This window comes from Nakamurella lactea DSM 19367, assembly GCF_000426645.1.
Lineage (GTDB): Bacteria > Actinomycetota > Actinomycetes > Mycobacteriales > Nakamurellaceae > Nakamurella > Nakamurella lactea.
The window spans coordinates 13,942-30,305 of sequence record NZ_AUFT01000001.1 but is presented as its reverse complement, the minus strand read 5'-3'; the positions used below and the strand labels follow the sequence as shown (position 1 = coordinate 30,305).

Annotated in this window: 17 protein-coding genes; 9 read left to right on the top strand and 8 right to left on the bottom strand. The window is 70.9% G+C overall.

From position 1 onward, the window contains the following. Window positions 1-28: 28 nt before the first annotated feature. A complete protein-coding gene (locus K340_RS0100160) occupies window positions 29-556 on the top strand; it encodes a mycothiol transferase (RefSeq protein WP_029135214.1) in 528 nt (175 codons plus the stop codon). Window positions 557-566: 10 nt separating this feature from the next. Here K340_RS0100160 and K340_RS0100155 read toward each other — a convergent pair whose 3' ends face one another. Continuing rightward, a complete protein-coding gene (locus K340_RS0100155) occupies window positions 567-1,646 on the bottom strand; it encodes a magnesium and cobalt transport protein CorA (RefSeq protein WP_029135213.1) in 1,080 nt (359 codons plus the stop codon). 22 nt (window positions 1,647-1,668) lie between these two features. Between K340_RS0100155 and K340_RS0100150 the strand changes: the two genes are divergently transcribed. Beyond that, window positions 1,669-2,532 carry a PHP domain-containing protein gene (locus K340_RS0100150; protein WP_029135212.1) on the top strand — a complete coding sequence of 288 codons (864 nt, stop codon included), beginning with the start codon at window positions 1,669-1,671 and terminating at the stop codon, window positions 2,530-2,532. After that, the gene (locus K340_RS26375; protein ID WP_037362108.1) at window positions 2,529-2,909 is read left to right on the top strand and encodes a hypothetical protein; all 381 of its coding nucleotides are present in this window, start codon (window positions 2,529-2,531) and stop codon (window positions 2,907-2,909) included. Before K340_RS0100150 ends, K340_RS26375 begins: the two co-directional genes overlap by 4 nt. A gap of 75 nt (window positions 2,910-2,984) precedes the next feature. Here the strand turns inward: K340_RS26375 and K340_RS0100140 are convergent, their stop codons facing one another. The 5 genes from K340_RS0100140 to K340_RS26365 are packed head-to-tail and all read right to left on the bottom strand — an operon-like array spanning window position 2,985 to window position 9,413. Continuing rightward, window positions 2,985-3,809 (bottom strand): enoyl-CoA hydratase-related protein, encoded by an 825-nt coding sequence (locus tag K340_RS0100140; protein WP_029135211.1) that lies wholly within the window; start codon window positions 3,807-3,809, stop codon window positions 2,985-2,987. Then, entirely contained in the window at window positions 3,806-5,125 is a 1,320-nt protein-coding gene (locus K340_RS26370; RefSeq protein WP_051264654.1) for a CaiB/BaiF CoA transferase family protein, read from the bottom strand. The genes K340_RS0100140 and K340_RS26370 overlap by 4 nt, the downstream gene beginning before the upstream one ends. Further along, complete coding sequence (locus tag K340_RS0100130; protein WP_211229189.1) at window positions 5,122-6,078, bottom strand: alpha/beta fold hydrolase; 957 nt, start codon at window positions 6,076-6,078, stop codon at window positions 5,122-5,124. The genes K340_RS26370 and K340_RS0100130 overlap by 4 nt, the downstream gene beginning before the upstream one ends. A gap of 4 nt (window positions 6,079-6,082) precedes the next feature. Further along, entirely contained in the window at window positions 6,083-7,555 is a 1,473-nt protein-coding gene (locus tag K340_RS0100125; protein ID WP_029135209.1) for an Rv3212 family protein, read from the bottom strand. A 34-nt stretch (window positions 7,556-7,589) separates the two neighbouring features. After that, window positions 7,590-9,413, bottom strand: a complete 1,824-nt coding sequence (locus K340_RS26365) for a DEAD/DEAH box helicase (RefSeq protein WP_084613889.1) — start codon at window positions 9,411-9,413, stop codon at window positions 7,590-7,592. A gap of 50 nt (window positions 9,414-9,463) precedes the next feature. On the opposite strand from K340_RS26365, the gene K340_RS0100115 reads away from it, so the two are divergent. Then, entirely contained in the window at window positions 9,464-10,126 is a 663-nt protein-coding gene (locus K340_RS0100115) for a ferritin-like fold-containing protein (RefSeq protein ID WP_029135208.1), read from the top strand. A gap of 77 nt (window positions 10,127-10,203) precedes the next feature. Here the strand turns inward: K340_RS0100115 and K340_RS26360 are convergent, their stop codons facing one another. Together K340_RS26360 and K340_RS0100105 are read right to left on the bottom strand one after the other, a co-directional pair. After that, the gene (locus tag K340_RS26360) at window positions 10,204-11,289 is read right to left on the bottom strand and encodes a glycerate kinase (RefSeq protein ID WP_037362105.1); all 1,086 of its coding nucleotides are present in this window, start codon (window positions 11,287-11,289) and stop codon (window positions 10,204-10,206) included. After that, entirely contained in the window at window positions 11,289-11,975 is a 687-nt protein-coding gene (locus K340_RS0100105) for an MOSC domain-containing protein (RefSeq protein WP_037362100.1), read from the bottom strand. The genes K340_RS26360 and K340_RS0100105 overlap by 1 nt, the downstream gene beginning before the upstream one ends. 36 nt (window positions 11,976-12,011) lie before the next feature. Between K340_RS0100105 and K340_RS0100100 the strand changes: the two genes are divergently transcribed. From K340_RS0100100 to K340_RS0100075, 5 genes are all read left to right on the top strand, one after another. Beyond that, the gene (locus K340_RS0100100) at window positions 12,012-12,773 is read left to right on the top strand and encodes a fructosamine kinase family protein (RefSeq protein WP_029135207.1); all 762 of its coding nucleotides are present in this window, start codon (window positions 12,012-12,014) and stop codon (window positions 12,771-12,773) included. Window positions 12,774-12,843: 70 nt separating this feature from the next. Beyond that, entirely contained in the window at window positions 12,844-13,320 is a 477-nt protein-coding gene (locus tag K340_RS33615) for a DUF1707 SHOCT-like domain-containing protein (protein ID WP_154673971.1), read from the top strand. Window positions 13,321-13,545: 225 nt separating this feature from the next. Continuing rightward, window positions 13,546-14,511, top strand: coding sequence for a hypothetical protein (locus K340_RS33610; RefSeq protein WP_051264651.1), 966 nt, complete (start codon window positions 13,546-13,548; stop codon window positions 14,509-14,511). A 96-nt stretch (window positions 14,512-14,607) separates the two neighbouring features. Beyond that, complete coding sequence (locus tag K340_RS0100080; protein WP_029135206.1) at window positions 14,608-15,480, top strand: hypothetical protein; 873 nt, start codon at window positions 14,608-14,610, stop codon at window positions 15,478-15,480. A 67-nt stretch (window positions 15,481-15,547) separates the two neighbouring features. Beyond that, a complete protein-coding gene (locus K340_RS0100075; RefSeq protein WP_154673970.1) occupies window positions 15,548-16,342 on the top strand; it encodes a hypothetical protein in 795 nt (264 codons plus the stop codon). Window positions 16,343-16,364: the final 22 nt, after the last annotated feature.

Below are 16,364 nucleotides of genomic sequence, written 5' to 3'. Positions count from 1 at the left end.
GTTCGGGCGCGAGCTTCGACCTATGGGTATGACGAACAACGAAACGATCCAGGACCCGGTCACCGACGAGTTGCTCAGCTGGATCGAAAGCGCGACCCGGCGGCTGTGCGCCTCGGCGGGCGGGCTCACCGACCAGCAGGCCCGCACCATTGTGATGCCCTCCGGTTGGAGCATCGCCGGCCTGATCGGGCACGTCCACGACAGCACCTGGTTCTGGCTGCACCACGTCGCGGTCGGTCATCCGGTCGACTTCGACGACAAAGACTGGGACAACGACCCCGCGCTGGCGTTCCCGGAGCTGCTGGAGCGCGTGCGCCGCGACACTGCCCAGGGTTGTGCTGAAGTGCGGGCACTGCCCAGTACCGCTGAGCCCGGCTGGTGGCCGGAAGGCGCCTGGGGCGGCTACCGGCAGGACACCATTCGCGGCGTGCTGATCCACCTGCTGAACGACAATGCCGCACACAGCGGCCAGCTGGACATCGTCCGCGAGCAGCTCGACGGCGGTGTGTGGGACTACGGGCGGCGGAGCCTGAAGCTGCCGGGCGCGGCCGTGTAAGGGCGACCGGCTACAGCCAGCCGCGTTTGCGCAGCACCCGGAACAGCAGGACGCAGACCAGCAGGATCAGCGCAATGGCCAACGGGTAGCCGAACGTCCAGTCCAGCTCGGGCATGTGGGTGAAGTTCATCCCGTAGATGCCGGCGATGGCGGTGGGCACCAAGGCGATCGCGGCCCAGGCGGAGATCTTTCGCATGTCCTCGTTCTGCTGGGTGGTCACCTCGGCCAGTGCGGCGTTCACCAGGGAGGTCAGCAGCTCGTTGAAGGTGGCGACCTGCTCGGCCACGTGCGTCAGGTGGTCCTCGACGTCGCGGAAATACTCCTGGATCGCGTGCGGGACGAACGGGTTCGGGATGTTCGTCAGGTTCTGCAGGGGGGCGCGCAACGGCGCCACCGCCCGGCGCAGCTCCAGTACCTCCCGTTTGAACAGATAGATCTGCTCGATGGAGACCTGCGAGCGCGGATCGAAGACCAGCGTCTCCATTTCGTCGATGTCGTCCTCGACCGCGTCGACCACCTTCAGGTAGTGATCGACCACCCGGTCGGCGATCGCGTGCATCACGGCGGCCGGACCCAGCGCCAGCTGCTCGGGATCGTCCTCCAGCGACTTTCGCAGGCCGGCCAGTTCGGAATGGTGGCCGTGCCGGACGGTCAACACGAAGTCCACGCCGAGAAAGATCAGGATCTCGCCGGTCTCCACGATCTCGTCGGCGGTGGTCGGCGAGTCGTGCTCGACGTACCGGACGGTCTTGAGAACGAGCAGGGTGTTGCGCTTGTACCGTTCCAGCTTCGGTCGTTGGTGAGCCAGGACAGCGTCCTCAACGGCCAATTCGTGCAGCCCGAACAGCTCGGCGACCTCGGCCATGTCGTCGGCGTCGGGTTCGAACAGACCGAGCCAGACGAAGCCGCCCGCTCGTTCCCGGACCAGCGCCAGCGCCTGGCGGGGCGAGGTCGGTCCCGGCACCCGCCTGCCGTCGACGTAGACCCCGCAGTCCACCAGGTACGGGTCGACCTTCGGGGTCGCCGCGGCCGGTTGGACCGGCCTCTTCCCGGACGGGAACAGGGGCGGCATCGCCGGAAGTCGAGGCACGATCGCTACGGTAGTCGACATCATGCGGATCGACCTTCACACTCACTCGGCGGCCTCCGACGGCACCGACACCCCTGCCGAACTGATGCGCGCCGCGGCGGCCTCCGGCCTCGACGTGGTGGCGATCACCGACCACGACACCACCGACGGCTGGGCGCCGGCCCTGGCCGCCCGGCCGGCCGGGTTGACGGTGATCCGCGGGGCCGAATTCTCCACAGCCGTGCCGATCGGCGCCCGTCGGGTGAGTGTGCACCTGTTGGGCTACCTGTTCGATCCGGACGATCCGGCCATCGTCGCCGAGCACCAGCGGCTCCGTGCCGAACGGCTGCAGCGCGGACTGGCGATCGTCGACCTGATGGTTGCCGATGGCATCGGGATCAGCCGGCAGCAAGTGCTGGACATCGCCGCCGGCGCGCCGGTCGGCCGCCCGCACATCGGCCGGGCGCTGGTCCGTGCCGGGGTGGTGGATTCGGTGACGGAGGCGTTCTCGTCGTACCTGGCCGGTCACGGTTCCTACTACGTGCCCAAGCTGGATACCGATCTGCGGGTGGCGGTGCAGTTGGTGACGGCGGCCGGCGGCGCGGCGGTGATCGCCCATCCGCGCGGGCGAGGCGAGTTCCGCGCGCTGACGGCCGAGCTGATCGGTGAACTGGCCGACCTCGGGCTGGCCGGGCTGGAGGTCGACCATCCGGATCACGATGCGGCCGACCGCGCCGAGCTGACGGAGATCGCGCAGCGTTTCTCGCTGCTGCGGACCGGCAGTTCCGACTACCACGGCCACAACAAGTCGCTCACCCTCGGACAGTGCACTACGGCACCGGAGGCGTTGCAGCGCTTGATTTCCCGGACCAGCGGGGCCACCGGACCGATCGGCGGTTCAGCATGACCACCCGCCCGTTGCCGGCCGTCAACGGCGGCGGTGACGACGGCCGTGGCGACCGATCCGCCGACCTGGCGCCGAACGACGGGTCCGGGCAGCCGGGCCGCGGGCTGCGCGCCCTGGAGCTGACGGCCGGGCTGGCCGGCGGCGGCCTGCTGCTGCTCGGCGTGGTCCTTCTGCTGCTGCAATTCGTTGCGCCGCAACTGATCGACGGAGCCGACGGCCCAGGCTGGCCGGCGGTGCTCGCGCACCTGCTGGTGGGCGGGGCCGGGGAAGCCGGCCGCGGGCTGCGCAGCAGGTTCCCGACGTGGGCCAGGGCGCTGCTGGCCGGGCTGACGGTGCTCGCCGTGCTCGCGGTGCTGGTGCTGTTCTGGTGGCGCTGAGACAACCCCGCTACGCCTGGGGTGGCGCACGTGTCGCGCCCGCGCCTGAGACAACCCCGCTACGCCTTTGGGGGGTCAGGTGAGGTCGAGTTCGGCCGAGAACCGGGGCTCACCTTTGCTCATGAACGCCTGCACGGCAGCGGCGAAGTCCTTGCTGCCGTAAACCTTTCGCATCTCGTCGGCATCGTGCGGATCCTCGCCGGCGGCCAGCGCGGCCAGGATCCGCTTGGTGGCCAGCTGAGTGCCGGGAGCCAGCCCGGCCAGCCGGGTGGTCAGCGCGTTGACGGCGGCGTCGAGTTGGTCGTCGTCGGCCAGCTCATTGATGGCGCCGGCCGCATAGGCGCGCTGGGCGTCGACCAGCCGGGCGGTCAGCAGCATCTCGCGAACCAGGGAATCCCCGAACACCGCGACGCAGCGGCGCAGTACAGGAGCCGACAGGCAGTTGCCGAGGGTACCGGCGATCGGGTACCCGACCCGGGCGCCGGTGCCGGCGATCCGTAGGTCGCAGGCAGTGGCCAGGGCCAGGCCGCCACCCACTGCCAGGCCGCGGATCACCGCCAGCGTCACCTGCGGGAGATCCGAGACCGCCTGCAACGCGCGGGCAACCGTCGCCTCGTAGCGCACCCCGTCGTCGCCGGAGGTGAATTCGGTGAAGGTGGAGATGTCGGCGCCGGCCGCCAGCGCCCGGCTGCCGGCGCCGCGGAAGCAGACCACCCGGACGGTCGGATCGTTGCGCAACTGCGCACCCAGGTCGATGAGCGCGGCGAACATGTCCAGGGTGAACGCGTTGAGCTTCGCCGGACGGTTCAGCGTCACCGTCAGTACCCGATCGGTGCGCTCGACCAGGAGCTCGTTCCCGGCATCGGATGGTTCGCCCGCGCTCTCCTCCGGTCGTCTCATTCCAGAACCACCCCGTTGCTGGTCAGCTGGTCGATCTCCGCGGTGTCGAAACCGAAGTCCCGTAGCACCTCCCGGCTGTGCTGGCCCAGTGCCGGTGCCGCGGTCCCCGGCCATGCGGTGTCGGCCTGCAGCTGGAACGGCAGGCCGAGCACCGGATGCTCACCCACCACCGGGTGCGCGACGCTACCCACCATGGCCAGCGCGGCGGTGTGCGGATCGGTCAACGCCTGGCTCACTGTGCGCACCGGCGCGACCGGAATCCCGGCTGCTCCCAGCCGGTCCACCCAGGCATCGGTGTCGTCGGTCACCAGCCGTTGTTCCAGCGCGACCGCGAGTTCGTTGCGATGGGCGAGCCGGTCCGCGTTGCCGACGAACCGAGGGTCGTCGGCCAGTTCGGGGATGCCCAGCCGGTCCGTCAGCAGCCGCCACAGCTTGTCGTTGTTGGCAGCCACCACCAACGCGCCGTTCCTGGTCCGCAGCGACTCGTACGGTGCCAGCAGCCGATGCCCGGACCCGGTCGGGCCGGGCTCGGTTCCGGTCGCCCAGTAGGCGGCCGACTCCCAGACCAGCAGGGCCAGGCCGGCCTGGTACAGGCTGGTCCGCACGTGGTCGCCCCGGCCGGTCGCCTCCCGGTTCCGCAGCGCGGCCAGGATGCCGATGACGGCGAACAGGCCGGACCCGAGATCGGTGATCGGGACGCCCACCTTGGCCAGCTCACCGCCCGGTGTGCCCGTGACGCTCATCAGCCCGGTCATCGCCTGGGCGATCAGGTCGTACCCGGGCCGCAGGGCCAGCGGCGGCGCCGTGGGCGCTGCCGCCGTCGTCGCGGTTGCGGGAGCCGTCGGCGTGGCGGAAGCGGTGTCGGCTGCCCGGTCCGCCGGCGGTTGCCGGTCGGGCGTGCCGAAACCGGTCAGCGACACCACGATCAGCCGCGGGTTGACCTCGTGCAGGGTCGGGGCGTCGATGCCGAGCCGGGCGGCGACTCCCGGTCGGAAGCTCTCCACCAACACGTCGGCGGTCGAAACCATCCGCTGCAGCAGTGCCCGACCGGCCGCGGTCTTGAGATCCACGGCCAGACTCCGCTTGTTGCGGTTGACGGCCCGGAATGCCGGATTGTCGCCGGGGCCGGCGACACCCAGGCTCGACCGTGCCTGGTCGCCGCCGGCCGGCGATTCGACCTTGATCACGTCGGCGCCAAGGTCCCCGAGCAACTGGGTGCACCAGGGTCCGGCCATCACCTGGCTCAGGTCCAGCACGGTGATCCCGGTCAGCGGCGCACTTCTCGCCCGGTCGTCCGCCGGCTGCGGCTCGCTCATCGACGCGCGGTCCAGCTCCGCATCAGCGGCAGCAGGACCCGCAGCAGCCGGTCCGGCTGTTCCACCGCGGGCGAATGCGCGGCACCGGCGATCGGTACCAGTGAGCCGCCGAGTCGGCGGGCCATGTCGGCCTGCGCCTGGATGCCCCAGGCGTCGTCGGCCTCGCCACTGATCACCGCGATCCCGGCCTCGATCGCGGCCAGGGCGGCCGCCAGTTCGGCGGTGCGGTCGGGCTCGGACTGCAGCCCGGTGGCCATCCCCAACAGGCCGGCGGCGGTCGAGGAGACGAACCGATGCCGGTAGAAGTCCTCCAGCGCCTGCGCCGCCGGGTCGCGCAACTGTGCGGTGAGGCCGGCCCGGACGGCATAGGCGGCCTCCACCCCGGACTCTCGCAGGATCGGCGCGCCGACCACCAGGGCGTCGAGCCGGGCGCCGGCGGGCAGCGCGCCGGGGCCGGAATCCAGCAGCACCAGCGCGGCCAACCGGGCGCCGACGATGGTGGCCGCCCGGGCGACCAGCCCGCCGTAGGAGTGGCCGACCAGCACCACCGGAGCCGGCAAGGTGCCGATCAGTTCGGCGATCACCCGGCCGAGTGGCTCCGGCAGGTACGCGGCCTCGTCGGCCGGTCCGGGCGACTCGTGCTGACCGGGCAGATCGACTGCGATCGCCCGGAAACCGTTGTCCGCCAGCGGATCGAGAATCGGAGCAAAGTCCTCCTTCGAGCCGGTGTAGCCGGGGAGCAGCAGCACCGTCGGCCGGTCGGACGGTTCGCCGATGCCGGTGTCCAGCGCCGCCAACAGGATCCCGGCCGGGGTACGCAACAGCACCGGTGCGGCATGGTGCGGGCTGAGTTGGCTGGCGATCACGCCGTCACCCCGCTCCCTGTCGGCGGCCACCAGCCAGGCCGCCGTCGCGGTCCGCCACCGCTGAGTGCCGTTGGTTCGCCCGCACACTCTCTCACGATGCCGCCTTCAACGAGACGACCTCGGAACCGCGGAGTTCGACCAGCCGGTCGCCCACCAGCACCACGTCGACCCGCTTCGGGGACCCCGTGCGCGGCACATCGATCGAGCGGCTCACCGTCCCCTCGGCGGGCGTGGCCACGGCCAGCCCGGTGGGGGACGGCACCACGAGATCCTTGCCCACCAAGGCCGGCAGCCCGATCGCCTCCGACATCGTCCAGTTGACCACCAGCGAGTCTCGGTCCTCGGTCTTGGTGGTCGGCTCGGCAGCACCGCTGGAGCTGCCGGTGGTGCCCAGGAAGTTGGAGAAGCCCGCTTCGCTGGTCGGTGTCGTGGTGGCGCCCGAGCTGCTGGTCACCGGGACCGTGACCTGCACGGTTTCCCGACCGACCGAGATCACGTTGCCGCCGACGAACGAGTACTGGACGCCGTCCAACGTCACCCGCGGGGTGATGCCGGTGTCGGCGACGATCGCCGCCGCCGGGATGGAAACCGGGGTACGGGTGGCCAGCTTGCCGTCGGCGTCGTAGATCAGCACCGCCGGCGTCGGCTCGGTGACCAGCACTGCCACCCGGTCCTTGGTGATGCCGACGATCCTGGCCACCGGGGACCCGGTGTCGATGTCGGCACGGACCTGCGTCTTGTAGGAGTCCCAGTCCTTGTTCTGGTGGTTCGGGTCGGTCCAATTCAGCACGATTCTGGCGTTCGCGCCCTTGTCGGTGCAGTGCTCGACGGTGCCGAACTGGTCCTGGCCGACGGCCGCGTCGGAGAAGACGCAGCCCAGATGTCTGGTGTTCGCCGAGGTGGGCGCCGGCTGGTCGCCGTACTGGAAGGTCCGGACCAGGCTGCCGCGCCAGATCTCCATCAGATCGGACGACACCCAGGCCGCGTACGGATGACCGAAGATCAGCGTGCCGGGCAGCCGGTTCGGGGCCGTCCTGGTGAACAGCAGTGCGCCGGTGATCGGGTTCAGCGTGGCCATCTCCTGGCACATGCCGTCCCTGGCGTACATGGTCATGATGCCGCGGACACCGTCCTCGGAGTCGATGTCGGCCGCGCTGATGTCGGCGGCGTCCACGTCGCCACCCAGCACATCGCCGGTGCCGATCCGGCAGACGTCCCTGTTGGACCGGGTGTAGGTCCAGGCGACCGCTCCGGTCTCGGCGCTGCGGCCGGTCACCGTGTGCTGGTCGGCGGTCACCACGGTGCCGAACGGTGATGCCGCGGCGCCCACCTCGGGATCGGCGGCCTGCTGCCAGGCCGCCGTCAGCCGCGCGGGCACCGTCGACATCGGGGTAGGCGGTTCGCTGCCGTCGGCGGTGACCGCTTCGGTGGCGCGGATGTCGCTGGTCAGATACAGCACCGCCGCCACGGCGACGGCCACGACGGCGATGACGGCGGCAACGATGCGGTCACGGCGTCGCCGGGAGCGGTAGGGCGTCGGCCGGGCGCGCACGGATTCGGTCACGCAGCGAGCCTACGCAAACCGGTTCAGCGGAGGGTCACTCGCCGCGCGCGGCATCGGCCGCACCGGCCTGCTCGGTACCCCTCGTCACACTTGAGCCGTTATCGCCGGCCGGTGCACCGCCACGGGTACGACGGCGGCGGCGACGCTTCGGCCGATCGCCGGCCGGCTTCTCCGGCGCGTCGGCGGTCGCCTGGTCGGTATCCGTGGACCGCGACCGGTCGCTGTGCCGGTCACCGCCGCGACCACTGGGCCGCTCGCCGGACCGGCCGCCGGTCCGATCTCCGGCGCGGCCACCCTTGCTGCGGCCGCGGCCACCGGTCTCGCCGAGATCCTCGACGACCTCGGCATCCAGGCCGGCCCTGGTCCGCTGCGACCTCGGCAGCCGCCCGGTCACCCCCTCCGGGATGTCCAGGTCGGCGCGCAGGTGGGCCGACGACGAGTAGGTCTCCGCCGGGTCCTCGAAGTCCAGGCCCAACGCGGTGTTGATCAGCTTCCAACGGGGTACGTCGTCCCAGTCGACCAGGGTGACCGCGACGCCGGTCTTGCCGGCTCGCCCGGTCCGGCCGATCCGGTGGATGTAGGTCTTCTCGTCCTCGGGACACTGGTAGTTGACCACGTGGGTGACGTCATCCACGTCGATCCCGCGGGCCGCCACGTCGGTGGCCACCAGCACATCGACCTTGCCGGAGCGGAAGGCGCGCAGCGCCTGCTCGCGAGCACCCTGACCGAGATCGCCGTGCACGGCCGCGGCGGCGAAACCGCGGTCCTCCAGTTCGTCGGACACCTTCTGCGCGGTGCGCTTGGTCCGGGTGAACACCATCGTCAGCCCGCGGCCCTTGGCCTGTAGCACCCGGCTCAGCAGTTCGACCTTGTCCATCGCGTGCGCCCGGTAGACGAACTGCTTGGTGGTCCGGTGGGTGGCGCCCTCGTCCGGCATCTCGGCGCGAATGTGCAGCGGCTGGCTCATGAAGGAGCGGGCCAGGGTGATGATCGGACCCGGCATGGTGGCCGAGAACAGCATCGTCTGCTTGACGTCAGGGACCATCCCCAACACCCGCTCGATGTCCGGCAGGAAGCCGAGGTCGAGCATCTCGTCGGCCTCGTCCAACACCAGGATCCGGATGGCCCCGAGTACCAGACTGCCGCTCTTGGCCAGGTCGAGCAGTCGGCCAGGGGTGCCGACGACCACGTCGACACCGTTCTGCAGGGCGGCGATCTGCGGCTCGTACGCGCGGCCGCCGTAGACCGCGCTGACCGTCAGGCCGACGTACTTGGCGGCATCGTGCAGGTCACGGGTGACCTGCACGCAGAGTTCACGGGTCGGGACCATCACCAGGGCACGCGGGGCGCGGCCCTTCTGCTGGGCCGAGCCAGGCTCGACATCGGTGGAGCGGGCGTCCTCCGCGGCCAGCCGGTGCAGCAGCGGCACGCCGAACCCGAGGGTCTTGCCCATGCCGGTGCGGGCCTGGCCGATCAGGTCGGATCCGGCCAACGCGACCGGCAGGGTCAACGCCTGGATGGCGAAGGTGTGTTCGATCCCGGCCTGTTCCAGGGCCTGCACGATGCGCGGGTCGACCTGCAGGTCGGCGAAGGTGGGGGACTGTTCGGTGACCGGCGCGTCGCCGACCAGTGGATGTGACTCCTGCAGGTCTTCGGGCGCCAGGCCCTCTTCGACAGCGGGGTCGGTGATAGTGGTGTCGCTCGTCAAAACGGTGCCTTCCTCGGCGTTCGCGCGCGAGGCCGGCCCGATCGAAATGATGCCGGGCGCGATGAGAGTGATGCGTCGCGCGCACAGTACGGCAGCGCCGTCCGGCACCGCCTCCGTCCGCCATTCTACGTCGCTGGAACTACTGTTCATGACGCGTCGGTCGTTCCGGCGGGTCTGGAGGCAGGGAGATGGCGGAGGAGATGACGCAAACGGACGGCCGGGCACCGTTGGCCGCCGGCGTGGTCGACCTGATCGGCGCGCTGGCCTACGGCGAGCTGTCGGCGTTCGACCGGATGGCGGCCGACGCCAGATACGCCCCGACCCTGCCGGGGCGGGTGGCGCTGGCGGAGATGGCGGCCGCCGAGATGGGTCACTTCAAGCTGCTGTCGGAGTATTCGGCCCAGCGCGGCGTCTCGGTCGAGCAGGCGATGAGCCCGTTCGTCCGGGCGATCGATGCATTCCACGACTCGACCCCGCCACATTCCTGGCTGGAGTCGCTGATCAAGGCGCACGTGGGCGACGGGCTGGCCGCCGACTTCTACCGGGAGATCGCCGAAGGCCTCGACCCGCAGACCAGGGATCTGGTGTTCGAAGTGCTGGCCGATACCGGGCACTCGGCCTTCGCCGTGCGTGAAGTGCGCCGGGCCTGCCAGGCCGACCCGCGGCTGGCCGGTCCGCTGGCGCTGTGGGGCCGTCGGCTGCTCGGCGAGGCGCTCACCCAGGCGCAGTACGTGGTCGCCGAACGGGATGCCCTGGCCGAGGTGATCATCGCCGGTTCGGGGGACCTGGCCGGTATCGGCGCGTTGTTCCGGCGGCTGCAGATGGCCCATGGCGAGCGGATGAAGTCGCTCGGGTTGGCCTGAGCGTCTGCGACGTCTTCGGGGTACGAACTTCGACTTCGACACCCGCTGGTGGTACCCCGAAGTCGGAGTTGGTGCGGTCAGTCGACAACGCCGGCGGCGAGTTCGGATCCCGCTGCCACGAGCCACTTCTGGGTGTCCTGCATAGCCGCGGCTGACGAACCGGCCAGCCCGGTCAGCTCGATCGAGTGGTCGAACCGGCCGACGTCACCGGCGATCTGCCCGGCGACCAACGACACCCGTTGCCCGGCTATCAGTTGCAGCAGATGCCCGACCACCTTCCCGGTGGTCGACTGGTCGTCGAAACGGCCCTCCCCGGTGATCACCAGGTCGGCGTCGGCAAGTGCGGCCGGCAGCCCGACGATCTGCCCGATCCGGTCGGCGCCGGGAACGGTGGCCGCCGACCAGAGCGTGGCCAGGCCGAACCCGGTACCGCCGGCGGCGCCCGAGCCGGGCCGGTCCGGATTTCCGCCGATCACCTCGTGCAACCGGCGCAGACCCCCGTCCAACGTGACGACATCGGCGTCGGTGGCGCCCTTCTGTGGGCCGAAGACGGCCGCCGCCCCGCGCGGCCCGAGCAGCGGCGCGGTCACGTCGGTGAGCATCTGCACGCCGCCGGGCGGGGGCGGCGTCAGGTCGGAGACATCCACAGTCGCAAGCCGTTCCAGCGCGGCACCGCCCGGGTTCAGCTCGTCGCCGGCCGTGTCGAGGAACCGTGCGCCGAGCACCCGTAGCGCACCGGTCCCGCCGTCGGTGGCGGCGCTGCCGCCCAGGGTGGCGACGATCCGCCGCACCTGTGGGTGGCGCACGGCGGCCAGCAGCAACTCACCGAACCCGGTGGTTTGGGCGCGCAGCGCGTCCTTGGTCGCCATCTGCGGGAGGCCGGACGCCGCCGCCAGCTCGACCGCGGCGGTGCCGTCGGTCAGCAGCCACCAACTGGCCGCGACCGAGTGACCGTCCGGACCCGTTGCCGCGCAGTCGATCTGCCGCGCACCGGGGGACGCGGCGACAATGGCGTCGGCGCTGCCCTCGCCGCCGTCGGCCAGTGGCAGGGTGCGCACCTCGTCCTGCGGGCGGACGGAGCGCCAGCCGTCGGCGATCGCCTCGGCGACCTGCCGGGCGGTGGCGCTGCCCTTGAACGAGTCGGGCGCGATCAGCACCCGCATCAGGCCGGGTCCCGATCGAGGGCGAAGGTCGTGCGGCGGGCCACGTTCGCCCGGGACTCCGCCGATAGTCCGGCGGCCACGGTCAGCCGCGGCAGCAGTGCGGAGTCGGTGGTGAATGCCCGGAAGGCCAGCTGGACCGTGACGTCGTGCTCGGGACGGTCGATCACCTCGATGGCGTCGCCGGCCTGCACCATCCCGGGCCGCAACACCCGCAGATATGTTCCAGGACAGGCTGTTTCGGTGAACCGACGGATCCATCCCTGCTCGGCCAGGAAGCCGGCGAAGGTTCGGCAGGGGATCCGCGGATCGGACACCTGCAACAGCATCTCGGCGCCCACCGACCAGGTCTCACCGACCACGGCGGCGGAGATGTCGATCCCGGCGGTGGTCAGGTTCTCGCCGAACCCGCCGTTGCCGATCGGCCGGCCGAGTTGATCCTGCCAGTGGTCCAGATCCTCCCGGGCATAGGCGTAGACCGCCTGGTCGTCACCGCCGTGGTGGCGCAGGTCGCAAACGGCGTCGCCGGCCAACCCGGAGCCGCCGGTGCCCTTGGGGCCGGGGGCCGTGACCTGCACCCGTTCCGGGGTCGGCCGCTTGTCGATCCCGGTGACGCCGATCTTCGAGTACGCGGTGCGGGTGGCCCGGCCGACATTCACGGACAACACCTGCGGCGGGTCGATCGGCATCGCTCAACGGTAGTGGCAGCGCCTAGCGTTGCCGCAATGAGTTCCTTCCGCAAACACCGGCCGGACGCGCCGGCCGGTTTCTTCGAGGCGGAAGCGGCGGGGCTTCGGTGGTTGGCCGCGGCAGCGGCTGACGGCGGTGCCCTGGTCGTCGAGGTGCTCGACATCGGCCCCGGTTTCCTCGAGCTGCAACGGCTGCGGGCGGCCCGACCGACCGCCGAAGCGGCGGAGGCGTTCGGCCGGGCACTGGCGATCACCCACGCAGCAGGTGCTCCGGCCTTCGGTAGTCCGCCGGACGGATGGACCGGCGACGGCTGGATCGGAAGGCAGCGGCAGGCGATGCGGTCGACGACCAGCTGGGGCGAGTTCTACGCCGAGCAACGGGTGCGCCCGTTCGTCCGGCTGGCCCGGGACGGCGGCAACCTGGCCGCCGACGGCGCCGCCCTGGTCGACCGGTTGTGCGATCGGATCGCCGCCGGTGAGTTCGACGACGACCGGCCGCCGGCCCGGCTGCACGGCGACCTGTGGGCGGGCAACCTGGTCTACACCGCCGACGGCGTTGTGCTGATCGACCCGGCGGCGCACGGCGGTCACGGGCAGACCGACCTGGCGATGCTGGAGCTGTTCGGCTGCCCCGGCCTTGACCGGATCCGAGCCGGTTACGCGGAGGCCGCCGCGCTGCCGGCGGACTGGCCCGAGCGAACCCCGTTGCACCAGCTGCACCCGGTGGCGGTGCATGCCGTCAGCCATGGGCCCGGCTACGGACGCGAGCTGATCCGGTTAGCCAAGGGGTACTGCTGACAGGGAGCTGCGGACCCTCGCGCAGCACCCGGTAACGGCGGTCGGGCGTCGTTGGTGGCACCATCGAGTCGTGAGCGAATCAGCAGAGATGCGGGTCGGCAATGTCGAGCGGGACCGGGCGCTCGACGTGCTCGGCGATCACCTGCGGGCCGGCCGGCTGACGCCGGACGAGTACTCCGCCCGGTCCAACCGGGTCATCTCCGCGGCCACGGCCGCCGACCTGAACTCGGTGTTCACCGATCTGCCGGGCGGCTTCCGGGTGTCCCCACCAGGCCCGTCGGCGGCGGTGACGTCGGCATCCTCCGGGTATCCGGAGGCCGCGCCGACCTACCCGCCGCCGTCCTACGAGCATCCGAACCGCGCCGCCCAGACGCAACCCGCGGTGCAGCGGCCGTCGGGCTTCGACGCACAGCGCTGGATCCCGGCGGCCGGCACCGCCTCGTTGGTGCTGTTCCTGCTCTGCGGGTTCCTGTTCGGCGGTTGGGCCTGGTCGTGGATCTTCTTCCTGCTGCCCGGAGTGCTGGCCACCCTTCCCGGCCGCCGCTGACCGCCCCCGTTCCGCCACCGGGTGCGTTACCGGGGCGTCGTTACTGGTGCGTCGTTATGGGGTGCGTCGTTGTGATGGCAATCCGTGGTTGTTCCACTGCCACGACGACGGATTGCCATCACAACGCAGGCCGGATGACCGGCGAGTTGTCCACACGCGGCGACGTGGACCGGCCGGTGTGGACAAGTCGCCGGCGCCGAACGGCCTTCGGACACCATGTCGGGCATGGGATCCGCCGCGCCGAGACGATCGCTACCGGACGAGTTCACCCAGCGGGCCTTCCGCGTCGCTGAGGGATTCGATTCCGGGTTGTCCGACTGGCGGATGGGGGCAGCCGACCTGCGCTCGCCCTTCCACGGGATCCGGGTGGCGGGCGAGGTCGGCACGTTGCGGGAGCTGGCACTGGCCTACCTACCGCGGCTATGGCCACCGCGTGCCTTCGCCGCGGAAACGGCGGCCGCACTGTACGGGTTGCCGCTGCCGTACCGGGCCGGGAACGACCTGACCGTTCAGGTGGCCGTGCCGAGGGGCGTGAACAAGCCGACCGGCCGGAACGTCCGCGGTCGCGTCATTCGCTCCGACCTGTTCACCGTCAGTGAGGTTGACGGCATCCGCGTCACGTCGCCGGCCCTCACCTGGTGCCTGCTGGCGACCCGTGCGACGAAGGAGGAGCTGGTCCGTTTCGGTGATGCCGCGATCAGCGGCCGTGATTATGCCGGCCGGACAACGGGTTTTGTTCCGCTGAGTACCGGCGACCTGGACAACGCAGTGGGTCGGTGGGCCCGCTGCGACGGCGTTGACAACCTGCGGGCGGCGCTGCCATGGATCCGGCCGAACGTGGCTTCGCCACCGGAGTCGGACCTGCGGATGCAACTGCTGGCGGCAGGACTGCCGGAGCCCGAGATCAACGTCGATCTCTTTGACGAGACGGGTCGATGGTTGAGCTGTGTCGACGCCCTCTACCGGGACCTGAAGCTGGTCTTCGAGTACGAGGGCGACGGTCATCGGACCGACCGGGCCCAGTTCCGCAAGGACATCAGAAGAAACGGCGGCATGGAGGACGCGGGTCTCCGGGTGTTCCGGGTTACCGGCGACGACCTCTATCGGCAACCGGTCCAGTTCCGGCGCCGGGCGAAACAGGTCTACGACCGGCGGCGGGCTGCCTGGTTGGCGCCGGCGGCCAGATTGTGATGGTAAGTCGTGGTTGTTCCGCTGCCACAACCACGGATTGCCATCACAACGGGGGCGGGGAAGCGCCTAGAATCTGGATCGGCGAATGGACCAGTCATGACGTCGGAGGCGATGCGTCGGCTCGGGGGCTGGGTATTCGTGTGCCTGGCGCTGGTCGCGCTGCTGACGGCGGTCCGGATCAGCGGCCGGGACGTCCCGGGTGCCGCCGTTGCGGTGCCGCCGGTCTCGCCGCCGCCAGCCGGTACCTGTCTGAACCTGGCCGGCAGTCAGGCCACCGTGTTGCCGTGCGATCAACGGCACTCGGCGGAGGTGATCGGCGCCTGGCCGGTGGGTCTGGCGGGCCAGGACTCGCCCTGCCGGTGGGATGATCGGCAGTCGGTGCTCGGCGCCGTCGGCGAAGACTGGCGACCCCCGCCGTACTCGACGTTCGATCATCTGGTCGACGGCGGCGGACCGACCGGCTGGACCGCCTGCGTGCAGCAGGCCATCGCCACCGCGGACCCGGTCGGCGTGGTGGTGCATCGAGGATCGCTGCTGTCTGCCGCATCGGTCGCCGACTATCCGGTGTCGCTGCGAGCCTGCTACTGGCAGACCGCGGCGAAGGCGGCCGCCCACCCGGTCGACTGCACCCAGCCACACGACGCGGAGTTGCTGGCGGTCAGCAACCGGCCGCAGACAGCCGACAACGGTTGTGCCGCACTGGCTGTCGACCTGATCGGTTCGGCCAAGGTCTTCGACGGCCCCGAACCGTTGACGGTGGGCGACCTGAACCTGGCGGCGACCGGCCGGATCGTGATCGACGTCGAGAACGGCCGGATGGACCGTCATACCCAGCCGTTCCTGACCGGCGCCGCCTTCCCGGCACCGCCGCTGTCGAACTGCGCCGTCCGGGTGCAACCGGGGAAGTGGCTGATGACGTCCGTCGTCGGCCTCGGTGATGCGCCGCTGCCGTACGGCGGACCTGGCTGACGACGTCGATCGCAGCGCTGCGTGGGTGTGCACCGACGACGGACCGGGATGGGGAAAGGCGACGGGGATGACGAAGGACCGGGGGTTGGGCATCGCGGTCGTGCTGGCCGCGGCGCTGGCGCTGATCGCCGTCAGCCGGCTCAGTGGGCCCGACCTTCCCGGCGAGGCGGTCGCGGTCGCCCTGCAGCCGATCCCGGCGGTGGGGAGTTGCCTGGACACCCGCGGATCCACCCCGACGCCGGTCGCCTGCAACCGGCGGCACACCGCCGAGGTCTACCAGAGCTGGCGAAAGGGCCGGAGCCCGGCCGACATCTCGGACCGGTGCGCCGCCGATGGTGGCATCCCGCCGGTTCCGAGCGGCGGCGACTGGTCCCGGCCACCGAGCCCGACGTTCTCGGCCCGGTTGTCCTCGCCCGGGCCGGTCGGCTGGGAGGTCTGCGCATTCATCGCCGCCGTCGACGGCGACCCCTCGGATCCGCTGACCTTCGTCGGCTCCCTGACTCCGGGTTCGACAGGCCGGTCGGCGGCGGTGATCGGCGCCTGCTACGCCGGCCGGAACGTCCGGATCGATTGCGCTGCACCACATCGCGTCGAGCGGATCGGCCTGTTTCTCGCGTCGTCGGTGGACCCCCGACCACGGGAGGACTGCCAGGATTTCGCCCGCCGGGTCGTCGGCGCATCCGCGTTCTCAGGTCCGGATGCACTGCTTGCGGTGACCGGACTGGACCGCTCGGGCCCGGTGACGATCGTCGATGCCACCACCGGCGAACCGGTGCTGCCAGACACCTGCAGCGTGGTCGCGTCCCGACCGCTGGTCGACTCCGTACAGGGCCTGGGGGACAAGCCGCTGCCGTTCGGCTGACGGCCGGCGCCCGCGGGCCTAG